Source organism: Herbaspirillum sp. C9C3 (genome assembly GCF_013359625.1).
Lineage (GTDB): Bacteria > Pseudomonadota > Gammaproteobacteria > Burkholderiales > Burkholderiaceae_D > Herbaspirillum.
The window spans coordinates 38239-51796 of record NZ_JABFMQ010000016.1; the positions used below are offsets into that span (position 1 = coordinate 38239).

At 62.0% G+C, this 13558-nt stretch carries 10 protein-coding genes; all 10 read right to left on the reverse strand.

Annotation, left to right across the window (positions count from 1 at the left end; genetic code table 11):
- The 10 genes from yoaA to HNO82_RS15390 all read right to left on the reverse strand — a co-directional run bounded on the left by yoaA (window position 1) and on the right by HNO82_RS15390 (window position 13552).
- Window positions 1-2154: a DNA repair helicase YoaA gene (gene yoaA / locus HNO82_RS15345; RefSeq protein WP_175344361.1), complete on the reverse strand. Its 2154-nt coding sequence runs from the start codon at window positions 2152-2154 to the stop codon at window positions 1-3.
- A 216-nt stretch (window positions 2155-2370) separates the two neighbouring features.
- Entirely contained in the window at window positions 2371-2577 is a 207-nt protein-coding gene (locus tag HNO82_RS15350) for a YdcH family protein (protein WP_008329904.1), read from the reverse strand.
- 108 nt (window positions 2578-2685) lie between these two features.
- Entirely contained in the window at window positions 2686-3597 is a 912-nt protein-coding gene (locus HNO82_RS15355) for a hypothetical protein (RefSeq protein WP_175344322.1), read from the reverse strand.
- 11 nt (window positions 3598-3608) lie between these two features.
- The gene (zapE, locus tag HNO82_RS15360; RefSeq protein ID WP_175344323.1) at window positions 3609-4706 is read right to left on the reverse strand and encodes a cell division protein ZapE; all 1098 of its coding nucleotides are present in this window, start codon (window positions 4704-4706) and stop codon (window positions 3609-3611) included.
- Between the two features lie 146 nt (window positions 4707-4852).
- Window positions 4853-6280, reverse strand: coding sequence for a dihydrolipoyl dehydrogenase (gene lpdA, locus HNO82_RS15365; RefSeq protein ID WP_175344324.1), 1428 nt, complete (start codon window positions 6278-6280; stop codon window positions 4853-4855).
- Window positions 6281-6401: 121 nt separating this feature from the next.
- Window positions 6402-7643 carry a 2-oxoglutarate dehydrogenase complex dihydrolipoyllysine-residue succinyltransferase gene (gene odhB / locus HNO82_RS15370; protein WP_017451791.1) on the reverse strand — a complete coding sequence of 414 codons (1242 nt, stop codon included), beginning with the start codon at window positions 7641-7643 and terminating at the stop codon, window positions 6402-6404.
- Window positions 7644-7731: 88 nt separating this feature from the next.
- Window positions 7732-10596, reverse strand: a complete 2865-nt coding sequence (locus HNO82_RS15375; protein ID WP_175344325.1) for a 2-oxoglutarate dehydrogenase E1 component — start codon at window positions 10594-10596, stop codon at window positions 7732-7734.
- Window positions 10597-10963: 367 nt separating this feature from the next.
- Entirely contained in the window at window positions 10964-12265 is a 1302-nt protein-coding gene (gene gltA, locus HNO82_RS15380) for a citrate synthase (RefSeq protein ID WP_008329923.1), read from the reverse strand.
- 159 nt (window positions 12266-12424) lie between these two features.
- The gene (locus HNO82_RS15385) at window positions 12425-12709 is read right to left on the reverse strand and encodes an FAD assembly factor SdhE (protein WP_008329929.1); all 285 of its coding nucleotides are present in this window, start codon (window positions 12707-12709) and stop codon (window positions 12425-12427) included.
- Between the two features lie 132 nt (window positions 12710-12841).
- Window positions 12842-13552 carry a succinate dehydrogenase iron-sulfur subunit gene (locus HNO82_RS15390; protein WP_006463281.1) on the reverse strand — a complete coding sequence of 237 codons (711 nt, stop codon included), beginning with the start codon at window positions 13550-13552 and terminating at the stop codon, window positions 12842-12844.
- Window positions 13553-13558: the final 6 nt, after the last annotated feature.

A 13558-nucleotide genomic window follows, 5' to 3' on the forward strand; every position in this document is an offset into this window, starting at 1 on the left:
TCAAGCCTCCACCGCAGCGTCCTCGCCGCCAGCCGCAGCCGCCCGGCGCGCATCCTCTTCGCGGAAGAAGGCCTGCACCACCTCCAGTTCGCGCGTGCGCTTGAAGGGGGGCAGGCTCTGCCAGATGCGACGACCATAATTCTTGGTAATGATGCGCGGGTCGCAGATCATCAGCACGCCACGATCGCCCTCATCACGGATCAGGCGGCCAGCGCCCTGCTTGAGGTTGATGATGGCGGCCGGCAGTTGATGGTGCACGAAACCGTTCAAACCCTGCTTTTCCATCTCGCTGATGCGTGCAGCCAGCACCGGATCATCCGGCGGCGAGAACGGCAGCTTGTCGATGATCACCAGCGAGAGCGCATCTCCGCGCACGTCCACGCCTTCCCAGAAGCTCTGGCTGCCGATCAGCACGCCATTGCCCGCCGCACGGAAACGGTCGAGCAACTCCGTGCGACCGGCCTCGCCCTGCACGAACAGCGGGAAGTCGTGACCACGCGCAGCGAACTCGGTACGCAGGCGCTCGGCGGCGCGATTGACCGCGCGCAGGGTGGTGCACAGGAAGAAGCAGCGACCACCGGCGGCCTCGATGGTGGGCAGCGCGGCATCGATCACCGCATCCGTGTACTCAAAGGAATTGGGCTGCGGCAGGTTCTGCGGCACGTACAGAAGGCCCTGCTCGCCATAATTGAAGGGACTGGGCCAGGATTGCGCTGGCGCATTCCACAAGCCCATCTGGGCGGCATAGTGATTGAAATCTTTCTTCACTGCCAGCGTCGCGGAAGTGAATATCCATGAGCGTGGCGTACCCTCGCGCTGCTTGTTGAAGATGGGCGCGATCGACAGCGGCGTGCGGTGCAGCTGCAGCGAGGACTGGAAGGCTTCCACCCACAGCACGTAGAAGGGTTTCTGGGCCGGCGGCTCTTCCTGCTCCTCGCCCGCTGCCTCCCGCTTGTTGTGGGCGGGCTTGGCCGCTGCCTTGGCGGCGGCTTCGGCCTGGATCTTGGCCAGCTCGTCGGGCGTCCCCCAGTTCTCCAGCTGGCGCAGCAATTCATTGGCGCGGTCACGGCATTGCTCGATGGTCTCGGCACGCTCGGCCTGTTTTTCCAGCACGGCGATCATGTCGTCCATGCAGTCTTTCAGGGTATCGAGCGCGGGGAAGAAGGCGCTGGAGGGAGCGATCTGGTTCAGCGCCAGCCTTACGGATTCTTCCGGGAAGGCCAGCCGCAGATCCCGCGCCGCCCGCTCCACCGGCGCCACCAGGCGCGCCCAGTCGGCGCCGTCGCGGGCGTGCGACAGGCCTTCGGCCAACACGTCGCGGCACAGTTCCAGAATCTGCGAGGTGGAAATGGTTTCGCCGAAGAACAGCGTGGCGGTATCGGGCAACTGATGCGCCTCGTCGAAGATGACGGTGTTGGCCGAGGGCAGCAGTTCGGCGATGCCGGTGTCCTTGAGCGCCACATCGGCAAAGAACAGGTGATGGTTGACCACTACCACGTCGGCCTGCTGCGCTTCCTTGCGCGCCTTCATCACGAAGCAGTCCTGGTAGTACTGGCATTCGGCGCCAAAGCAGGTATCGCGGGTGGAGGTCACCAAATTCCATACCGAGGCCGTCTCGGGCACCTTGGTCAGCTCGGCCTTGTCGCCGGACGAGGTGGATTTGACGAAGCGCGAGATCTCGCGCAGGTAACCGACATCCTCGCGTGCGGTCAGGCGACCGTTCTGCAGTGTGCGCTCCAGATGGAAATGGCAGACGTAGTTGCTGCGCCCCTTGAGTAGTGCCACCGAGACCGGTGCATGCAAGGCCTTGCGCACGGTCGGGATATCGCGATTGAAAAGCTGATCCTGCAGCGTCTTGGTGCCGGTGGAGACGATGGTCTTGCCGCCCCACAGCAGCGCAGGTACCAGGTAGGCAAAGGTCTTGCCGGTACCGGTACCGGCCTCGGCGATCAGCGTACCCTGGCTGGTGATGGCCGCGGCGATGGCCTTGGCCATTTCGGTCTGGGCATGACGCGGACGGTAGCTGCCGACGGCACCACCGAGGGGACCACCAGCACCGAAGAGGCGCTCGACCTCGGCATCATGGATGCCCGGTGCGTCGGGATTGGTACCCTCGGTCTCGGCGGGAACGGTGCGGGCGCGGCTGTCGGCCATGTCGGCGGGGGCGTCTGGAGCTGTCACTGCGGCAAACCTGTAGGAAAACACGTGCGGCGCAGGCATCGGTGACACCGGCGCAACTTGCACGTCATTGGGAACAAGGCGCTATTTTACGCGGAGTCGGCAGCGCGCCCCTGACTGGCATGAAAGATCCGTGCCAGCGCGCTTGAGAATTCGAGAGCGACGCCTGCACAGGCAGGCGGACAACGGGATTCAGGCGGGGATATCGGGTACCAGCTGCATCTTCAGCAGCGCGATGTGGTCCTTCAATTGCAGTTTGCGCTTCTTGAGGCGGCGCAGTTGCAGGTCCTCGGAACGGGCATCGCGGGTGAGCATGTCGATCACGCTATCGAGATCACGGTGCTCGACTTCGAGTTCGATGATGCGGCGCTGGATGTCTTCGCGATGCGTACTGGTCATGATGGCGGCTGGTTGCTGATGTGCTTGCTAGTGTAATGCACCCGCCGGTACACGCCAAATCGACGTGTACGGCGGAAGAAAAGTCCAGCCGCCAAGCGGCTTGCCTGCTTACTTGGCGATGGGCTGCTGCGATTGCTGCTGTTGCTGTTGCTGTTGCTGATCCAGTTGCTGTTGCTGCTTCTGCTTGCGCTCGGCACGTTCCCGCTCGTTCTCGGCCTTCTTGCGCTCTACTTCCAGGCGATGCTCCTCGGCTTGCTGGATGCGGCGCTGCCGTTCAGCGGCGTTGGCCGCACGGGCCGGTGCGCGTGCGGCTTCCTCGGCCTTCTGGCGCTGTACCTCGGCCTCATGCTGACGCACGCGGTAATCGGCGGGTACATCCTTGTTCTGGTCGATCCGCTGCTGCACTTCGCTGTTCTTGGCGCGGCTTTCCTTGACCTTGCGGGCGGAATCGGCCTCCTTCTGCTTCTGCTCGGCCAGACGACGGGCGGAATCCTCCTCGTCCTTGGCGCGCTGCTCGGCCAGCGAACGATCACGGTCATCCACTGCGGCCTGGCGCTGGAAGACCTTGGCCTCGTATTCCACGGCCTTGATGCCCTTGTCGGTCAGACGTTTGCGGTCACGCGCGGCTTCCAGGCAGTCCGAGACCAGGAACTTGGGATAGCAGGCACGCTGGTCGAGGATGTAGCGCAGCTCGGCCGCCTGGCGATCCTCAGCCGCTTCCTCCAGCGCTTTCTGGGCCAGCTCGTCCGACTTGATGGACCCCGCAGGGTAACGCTGCGCGATGGGCGGACGCGCTTCCAGTTCGTCGAAGCGTTCACGGCTCATCGTCGCTACCGGTGCCGCCGCCGGGGATACCGGGCTCGCCTGGGTCTGCGCCGGTTGCACGCCCGCAGCGGCCTGGGTCGATGCCTGCCCTTGCGCCATGGTGGCACCAGCGACCAGGGTCAGCATCAGGCCGCACAGGGAAGAGGTAACGCCTTTGGCATCGGCAAAAAGACCTTGCATGGATTTCTTGTTCATCAGATGGTTGTTCAGGAGAGGCTGTCGGCAATCGTGCGGCGATCCGCATCCAGGTATTCCTTCGACTGCATCTCAATGATACGTGAAACGGTGCGGTGGAATTCGTTGGAGAGCGTACCGACGGTGTAAAGCTCGTCCGGCTCCACGGCGGCCGACATGATCAGCTTGACCTTGTGATCATAGAAGACGTCGATCAGCCAGGTGAAGCGGCGCGCCTCCGAGGACATCGCCGCCGACATGCGCGGAATGCCTGACAGGATCACGGTCTGGAAGCGGCTGGCCAGCTCCAGGTAATCGTTCTGCGAGCGCGGGCCACCGCACAGCGTGGCGAAGTCGAACCAGATCGCACTGCCCGCACGGCGCAGGGCGCGGATCTCGCGGGCTTCGATGTGTACACGCGGATCTTCGTCGGCGGCTTCTGCGACGGCAGCAAAGGCGCTGCGCAATTCTTCATCGGTCTTGGCATTCAACGGGGTGTGATACACCTTCACCTGCTCCAGTACCCGCTTGCGGTAGTCGATGCCGGCGTCGATATTCATGACGTCCAGCTTGTCCTTGAGCAATGCAATGGTGGGCAGCATGCGGTCGCGATGCAGGCCATCCGGGTAGAGCGTGCTCGGCTCATAGTTGGAGGTCATCACGAACGACACGCCATGGTCGAACAGGCCCTTCAACAGGTTGTAGAGGATCATCGCATCGGCGATGTCGGAGACGTGGAATTCGTCGAAACAGATCAGCCGATACTTCTTGGCGATGCGCTTGGCGACTTCATCGAGGGGATCGGAAATCCCCTTCAATTCATCAAGCTGGCGATGCACGTCGCGCATGAATTCATGGAAGTGCAGGCGCGTCTTGCGCACCACCGGCACCACGGAATAAAAGCTGTCCATCAGGAAGGACTTGCCGCGCCCTACCCCGCCCCACATGTAGACACCGCGCGGCACCGCAGGCCGGCTGATCAGGCGCTTGAAGGTGGAGGCGCGCTGGGCCTTGTAGGCGACCCATTCCTCATAGGCGCGCTGCAGGCGCTCGATGGCGCGCAGCTGCGCTTCATCAGGTTGATAACCGCGCTGGGACAGCGACTGTTCGTAGAATTGACGGACATCCATGGTGTGGTCTTGTAAAACGACAATGGGCGAGCCAGGCTCGCCCATTGGGTTGGCATCTCAATGCGCACTATGCGGGCAACTCGGACGCGACCAGCCGCAGGGGCTGGCCAGGCGTCGGCGACCCGTATTGTCGCACTGATCGCGCATCAGAAGTTCAATGCGCGCTTGTCCACGGCCAGGGCCGCTTCCTTGGTGGCTTCCGACAGCGACGGGTGAGCGTGGCAGATACGTGCGATGTCTTCGGACGACGCACGGAATTCCATCGCCACGACGGCTTCGGAGATCAGCTCGGAGGCCATCGGGCCGACGATGTGCACGCCCAGGATCTCATCGGTCTTGGCATCGGCCAGGAACTTCACCATGCCCGAGGTATCGCCCAGCGCACGGGCGCGGCCGTTGGCCAGGAACGGGAAGGTACCGGCCTTGTACTGCACGCCTTCGGCCTTGAGCTGCTGCTCGGTCTTGCCGACCCAGGCGATTTCCGGCGAGGTATAGATGACCCAGGGAATGGTGTTGAAGTTGACGTGACCATGCTGGCCGGCAATACGCTCGGCCACGGCAACGCCTTCTTCTTCGGCCTTGTGGGCCAGCATCGGGCCGCGCACTACGTCGCCCACCGCCCACACGTTGGGCAGGTTGGTCTTGCAGTCACCGTCCACGGCGATGAAGCCGCGCTCGTCCAGCTTCAGGCCCACGCCTTCGGCGTTGAGGCCAATGGTGTTGGGGGTACGGCCGATCGAGATGATCAGCTTGTCGAATTCGCCGGTGTGGGCTTCGCCCTTGGCATCGGTGTATTCCACGGAGACGCTGTTCTTGCCGGTCTTGATGGTACCGATCTTCACACCCAGGTTCACGGCCAGGCCCTGCTTGGTCAGCAGCTTGTGGGCTTCCTTGGCGATCTGTTCATCGACGGCACCCAGGAAAGTCGGCAGCGCTTCCAGCACGGTCACTTCCGCGCCCAGGCGACGCCAGACCGAACCCATTTCCAGGCCGATCACGCCGGCACCGATCACGCCCAGCTTCTTCGGCACTTCAGAAATGGACAGTGCGCCGGTATTGGAGAGGATCAGCTTTTCGTCGAACTCGGCGCCCGGCAGTGCACGGGCGTTCGAACCGGTTGCCACGATCACGTGCTTGGCAGTGATGGTTTCTTCGGCAGCGCCGGCGACCTTGATCTCGTAGCCATTGGCATCGCCCTTGACGAAGGAGCCACGGCCGTGGAAGAAGGCGACCTTGTTCTTCTTGAACAGGTACAGGATGCCGTCGTTGTTCTGCTTGACCACGGTGTTCTTGCGGCCCAGCATCTTTTCCAGGTTCAGGCCCAGGCCCTTGACTTCGATGCCGTGCTCGGCGAAGCCGTGGCTGGCGTGCTCATAGTGTTCGGAGGATTGCAGCAGCGCCTTGGACGGGATGCAACCGACGTTGGTGCAGGTGCCGCCGGGTGCGGGACCGCCCTTTTCATTCTTCCATTCGTCGATGCAGGCGGTGTTGAAGCCCAGTTGCGCTGCGCGGATGGCGGCGATGTAACCGCCGGGGCCACCACCGATGACGACTACGTCAAAATTCTTGCTCATGTGTGTATTCCTGATTCGTTGTGCGCGTCCGCTTTGGTCTCTTGGTCCAAAGCGGATGCAAAAAGGCGCTGAATGCCTGGGGGCCGTTCAGCGCCTCGCTCACGCCGTGATGGCCGGTTGCTTACAGATCCAGCAGCAGGCGTGCGGGATCTTCCAGAGCTTCCTTGATCGCGACCAGCGACAGGACGGCTTCGCGGCCGTCGATGATGCGGTGGTCATAGGACAGCGCGAAGTAGTTGATCGGACGGACCACGACCTGGCCGTTTTCAACCACAGCGCGTTCCTTGGTGGCGTGGATGCCCAGGATCGCCGATTGCGGCGGGTTGATGATCGGGGTCGACAGCATGGAACCGAAGGTACCGCCGTTGGAGACGGTGAAGGTACCGCCCGACAGTTCTTCGATGGACAGCTTGCCGTCCTTGGCCTTCTGGCCGAATTCACCGATCTTCTTCTCGATGTCAGCGATGGACATCTGGTCCGCATCACGCAGGATGGGCACCACCAGGCCGCGCGGCGAACCGACGGCCACGCCGATGTCGAAGTAGCCGTGGTAGACGATGTCATTGCCATCGACCGACGCGTTGACGATCGGGTACTTCTTCAGGGCGTGCACGACTGCCTTGACGAAGAAGGACATGAAGCCCAGCTTGACGCCGTGTTCCTTCTCGAACTTGTCCTTGTACTTGTTGCGCAGGTCGATGACCGGCTGCATGTTGATTTCGTTGAAGGTGGTCAGGATGGCGTTGGTCGATTGCGATTGCACCAGACGCTCGGCCACGCGGGCACGCAGGCGGCTCATCGGCACGCGCTGTTCCGGACGGCTTTCCAGGCCAGCCTTGACCGGTGCGGCCACTTGCGCCAGGGCCGGCTTGGCAGCGGCAGCAGGTGCAGCGGCGGGAGCCGACAGGGCACCCAGCACGTCGCCCTTGGTCACGCGGCCATCCTTGCCGGTGCCGGTGACTTGCGAGGTCGACAGGTTGTTGTCGGCCAGCAGCTTGGCAGCGGCGGGCATGGCGACGTCGCCCTTGGAGGCCAGCTCGGGAGCGGCAACCGGGGTCGGTTCGTTGGTCGCTTGCGGTGCCGGGGCAGCCTTGACTTCGGTCGGGGCCACTTGTGCGGAAGCGTCGGTGTCCAGGATGGCGATCACTTCACCGGCCACGACGGTGGCGCCGTCGGCCTTGATGATCTGGGTGATCACGCCGGCGTCCGGCGAGGGCAGTTCCAGCACGACCTTGTCGGTCTCGATGTCGATCAGGTTTTCATCGCGGGCGACGGGTTCGCCAACCTTCTTGTGCCATTGCAGCAGGGTCGCTTCGGCGACGGATTCCGACAACTGCGGGACTTTTACTTCGATTTGAGCCATTTTCAGGATTCTCCGATTTTCGGGTGATTTCGTTCTTATGGAAACAGGGACGCACTGCCCTCGCAGCGCGTCCCGTTTGCATCGATGATTACTTGGTCAGCACAAAGCCCTTGAGCTTGGCGAAGGCGGTTTCGATCAGTGCCTTTTGCTGTGCGTAGTGCTTGTCGTAGTAACCGACTGCCGGCGAGGCGCTGGCCGGGCGGCCTGCATAGGCCAGCTTCTGACCTTCGGAGAGATTCTCGAAGATGTTGTGCTGGATCTGCAGCCATGCGCCCTGGTTCTGCGGCTCGTCCTGTGCCCACACCAGTTCGTTGAAGTTCGGGAACTGCTTGAGGGCAGCGGCGAACGCCTTGTGCGGGAACGGATACAACTGCTCGACGCGGATGATGGCCGTATCGGTCTGGCCACGTTCCTTGCGGGCGTTGACCAGGTCGTAGTACACCTTGCCCGAGCAGGCGACGATGCGCTTGACCTTCTTGGCGTCGATGGTTTCATCGACTTCCGGAATCACAGTCTGGAACGAACCCTTGGCCAGGTCGGACAGGGGCGAGCCGGCATCCTTGTTACGCAGCAGCGACTTCGGGGTCATGATGATCAGCGGCTTGCGGAACAGGCGGATCATCTGGCGACGCAGCAGGTGGAAGATCTGCGCAGCGGTAGTGGGCTGCACGACCTGCATGTTGTTGTCGGCGCACAGCTGGAGGTAACGCTCGATACGTGCCGACGAGTGTTCCGGACCCTGGCCTTCGTAGCCGTGGGGCAGCATCTGCACCAGACCCGAGGCACGGCCCCACTTCACTTCGCCGGAGCTGATGAACTGGTCCATCACGACCTGGGCACCGTTGGCGAAGTCGCCGAACTGGGCTTCCCAGATGGTCAGGGTGTTCGGTTCAGCAGTCGAGTAGCCGTATTCGAAGGCCAGCACGGCCTCTTCGGACAGCACCGAGTCGATCACGGTGAAGGTGGACTGGTTCTCGGCCACATTCTGCAGCGGGATGAAGGTACCGGCATCCCAACGCTCGCGGTTCTGGTCGTGCAGCACGGCGTGACGGTGGGTGAAGGTGCCACGGCCGGCATCCTGGCCGGTCAGGCGCACGGCATAGCCGGAGGAGACCAGGCTGGCGTAGGCCAGGTGTTCACCCATGCCCCAGTCCAGGTTCATTTCGCCACGGCCCATGGTAGCGCGATCGTTCAAGACCTTCTCGACCAGCGAGTGCACCTTGAAGCCTTCCGGCACGGTGGTGATCTTGGCGGCCAGGCGCTTCAGTTCCGCCATCGGCACGGCGGTTTCGGCGGCGTCGGTCCACTTGCGGTTCAGGAACGGCAGCCAGTCGACGGCATACTTGCTCTTGAAGTTGGTCAGCACCGGATCGATGGCGTGCTTGCCGGCGTCCATGGCGGCGCGGTAAGCCTTGACCAGTTCTTCGCCGCCATCGGCGGGAATGGTCTGCTGGGTCACCAGCTTGTCGGCGTAGAGCTTGCGGGTGCCGGGGTGCTGGGCGATCTTCTTGTACATCAGCGGCTGGGTCAGAGCAGGGGTATCTTGCTCGTTGTGGCCCAGCTTGCGGAAGCAGATGATGTCGACCACGATGTCCTTCTTGAACTTCATGCGGTAGTCGACAGCGATCTGGGTGGCGAACACGACGGCTTCCGGATCATCGCCGTTGACGTGCAGCACCGGGGCTTCGATCATCTTGACCACGTCCGAGCAGTACAGGGTCGAACGGGAGTCGCGCGGGTCGGAAGTGGTGAAGCCGATCTGGTTGTTGATGACGATGTGAACGGTGCCGCCCGTGCCGTAGCCACGGGTCTGTGCCAGGTTCAGGGTTTCCATCACCACGCCTTGGCCGGCGAAGGCGGCGTCGCCGTGCACCAGGATCGGCAGCACTTGCGAACCATCCTTGTCGCCGCGGCGATCCATACGGGCTTTGACCGAACCCTCGACCACCGGATTGACGATTTCCAGGTGGGACGGGTTGAAGGCCAGCGACAGGTGGACCGGGCCGCCAGGGGTCGACACGTCCGAGGAGAAACCTTGGTGGTACTTGACGTCACCGGCCGGCAGGTCGTCAGCGTGGCGGCCTTCGAATTCGGAGAACAGTTCCTGCGGGGTCTTGCCCAGGATGTTGACCAGCACGTTCAGGCGGCCACGGTGGGCCATGCCGATCACGATTTCCTGCACGCCCTTTTCACCGGCGCGCTGGATGGTTTCATCCAGGGAAGCGATGAAGGACTCGCCGCCTTCCAGCGAGAAGCGCTTCTGGCCGACGTACTTGGTGTGGAGGTAGCGCTCCAGGCCTTCAGCAGCGGTCAGGCGCTCCAGGATGTGCTTCTTCTTGTCGGAGGAGAAGCTGGGCACGGCACGGGTCGGTTCCAGGCGCTCTTCCAGCCAGCGCACTTCCGACATGTCGGAAATGTAGGTGAACTCGGCACCGATGGAGCGCGTGTAGGTGTCACGCAGCATCTGCAGCAGGTCGCGCAGGGAGGCGGTTTCCGGGCCGAAGTAGGTGTTGTTGATGTTGAACACGATGTCCATGTCGGCGTCAGTAAAGCCGTAGAAGGACGGATCGAGTTCGGGGATGTTGGGGCGTTCCTGGCGTTGCAGCGGGTCCAGGTTGGCGAAACGGGAACCGAGGTCACGGTAGCCGGCGATCAGCTGGGTAACAGCGACGCGCTTGCGGCCCATGTCGGAGTCGGCGGAAGCAATGACGGTGCGGATCGGGCCTTGCTTGGCACGTTCGGCGAAGGAAGCGATCACCGGAGCGTGGGCCACGTCAGGACGGGTGGAGCCGTCAGTAGCGGGAACGTGTTGCACGGCGTCGAAGTATGCACGCCAGTTGTCGGGGACGGAGCCGGGATTGTTCAGGTAGGCTTCGTACAGTTCTTCGATGTACGGAGCATTCCCACCGAACAGGTAGGAGTTGATGTTGTATTGCTCGTAGAGCTTTGTCATTTGCTCACCTTTCTTCGCGCTTCGCGAGATTAGCGGGTTTCTACACCTTCCGCGACACGGCCTGACCGGTTAGCGGATTGCATCAAGTTGTGGGGGAAGGACCTTGTCTACCTGAACTTCTGTACGTCATCCAGTCAGCGCATCGGAATTATATCTCCTAATATCAAATAAAAAAGCGAATCCTAAGGGATTCGCTTTTTTATTTGAAACCTGAAGCAAAAGGCGTTTCCGCCCACCAACGCCGGCCCGCAAAGCCTTGCTGCGCGGGCCCCGCTTCCCTCCCCCATCACTCCCGGGAGACGGGAAGCGCAGCGCTGGAGCCGCCTTTGTTGTCCGGCCGACAAGGCAGACGGACAACATCCGGCGATCAGCGCTTGTCGATCGGGGGAACGTCGCGACGCGGCGAGCCGACGAACAGCTGACGCGGACGGCCGATCTTCTGTTCCGGATCCGAGATCATTTCGTTCCACTGGGCGATCCAGCCGATGGTACGGGCCATGGCGAAGATGCAGGTGAACATCGAGGTCGGGATACCCAGGGCGCGCTGCACGATGCCGGAGTAGAAGTCGACGTTCGGGTACAGCTTGCGGGAGACGAAGTAGTCGTCTTCCAGGGCGATCTTTTCCAGCTCCATGGCCAGCTTGAACAGCGGGTCGTCGTGCAGGCCCAGTTCGTTCAGGACTTCGTAGCAGGTTTCGCGCATCAGCTTGGCACGCGGATCGTAGTTCTTGTAGACGCGGTGACCGAAGCCCATCAGCTTCACGCCGGAGTTCTTGTCCTTCACCTGCTTGATGAACTCGGGGATGTTTTCCACGGAGCCGATCTGTTCCAGCATGTTCAGTGCGGCTTCGTTGGCACCGCCGTGGGCAGGACCCCACAGGCAGGCGATACCGGCGGCGATACAGGCGAACGGGTTGGCACCGGAGGAGCCGGCCAGACGCACGGTCGAGGTCGAAGCGTTCTGCTCGTGGTCGGCGTGCAGGATCAGGATGCGGTCCAGTGCGCGCACCAGGACTTCGTTGACCTGATACTCTTCACACGGGTTGGCGAACATCATGCGCATGAAGTTGGCCGTGTAGGACAGGTCATTGCGCGGGTACACGAAGGGCTGGCCGATGCTGTACTTGTAAGCCATCGCCACCAGGGTCGGCAGCTTGGCGATCATGCGGATGGCCGAGACTTCGCGGTGGTTGGCGTTGGAGATGTCCAGCGAGTCGTGGTAGAAGGCCGACAGCGCGCCCACCGAGCCGGTCAGGACGGCCATCGGGTGCGCATCGCGGCGGAAGCCACGGAAGAAGAAGTTCATCTGCTCGTGCACCATGGTGTGCTGGGTCACGGTCTTGACGAACTCTTCCTTCTGGGTGGTATTGGGCAGTTCACCGTGCAGCAGCAGGTAGCAGGATTCCAGGAAGTCGCAGTTCACTGCCAGCTGTTCGATCGGATAGCCGCGGTACAGCAGTTCGCCCTTGTCGCCATCGATGTAGGTGATGGACGAGTTGCAGGAAGCGGTGGACATGAAGCCCGGATCATAGGTGAACTTGCCGGTAGCGCCGTAGAGCTTGCGGATATCGATCACATCAGGGCCGATGCTGCCCTTGTAGATAGGAAAATCTACGGACGGAGAGCCGTCGGAGAACGACAGGGTAGCTTTGATATCGGTATTGGACATAGCTTTTCCTTTTGCTGGGATGGTGAAACCGTTAATCAAACGCCGCGACCGCAGGCCGGGCGTCATCGTGGCTCAGATGCGCCGGGTGGCCAGTGAAAACAGGCCGCGATCGGGCAAAATCGGTCTGGCTTGTGGCCAGGCGCAATATTCGTGCAACAGTCAGGCAGTACGCAGTTTCTTCAGCAACGCATGCACTTGGGGCAGGTCAACCGCCGCTTCGGGCTCCTTGCGGGCCAGCAGCAAGTCCATCAGGTCGTTGTCGGTCAGGTCCATCAGGCGCGAGAAGGCATCCACCTCGTCGTCGCTCATCTGCGCCTCGTTGGCGTCGAGATAGCGGGTGAGGATCAGATCGTTCTCCAGCAGCCCGCGGCGCGCACGCCAGCGCAGTCGCGCCCGCTTGGCCGGATCATCCTGGTGACGCTGTTCAGTCATGAACTCGCTCATTTCTTGTCTTTCCATTCACTTCAACCGGGCCAAAACTGAAGGAACCGGTCGGGGAAGCCGCTTGCAGCCCTGCTCCCCCTTGCTGCCGCCCGCCATGCACGGCGGGTCTGGCAGGCAACACGCCGATCCGGCTTACACCGAACGGCGCACCATCAGTTCCTTGATCTTGCCGATGGCCTTGTTGGGGTTCAGACCCTTGGGGCAGACATCGACGCAGTTCATGATGGAACGGCAACGGAACAGGCGATATGGGTCTTCCAGGTTGTCCAGACGCGCGCCGGTGGCTTCGTCGCGGCTGTCGGCGATGAAGCGGTAGGCTTGCAGCAGGCCAGCCGGGCCGACAAACTTGTCCGGGTTCCACCAGAACGACGGGCAGGAGGTCGAGCAGCAGGCGCACAGGATGCACTCGTAGACGCCGTCGAGTTCTTCACGCTGTTCGGGCGACTGCAGACGCTCCTTTTCGGGAGGAATGCTGTCGTTGATCAGGTAGGGCTTGATCGAATCGTATTGCTTGAAGAAGTTGGTCATGTCCACGATCAGGTCGCGGATCACCGGCAGGCCAGGCAGCGGTTTCAGAACGATGGGTTCGGTCAGTTCGTTCAGGTTGGTGATGCAGGCCAGGCCGTTCTTGCCATTGATGTTCATGGCATCGGAACCGCACACGCCTTCACGGCAGGAGCGGCGCAGCGCCAGCGAATCGTCGACGTCGGACTTGATGCGTTGCAGGGCGTCCAGCAGCATCTTGTCGGTGGGCTTCAGTTCCACCGTCAGGTCTTGCATGTACGGCTTGTCGTCCTTGTCCGGATCGTAACGATAGATCTTGAATTTCAGGGTGCGAGTCATGTTGCG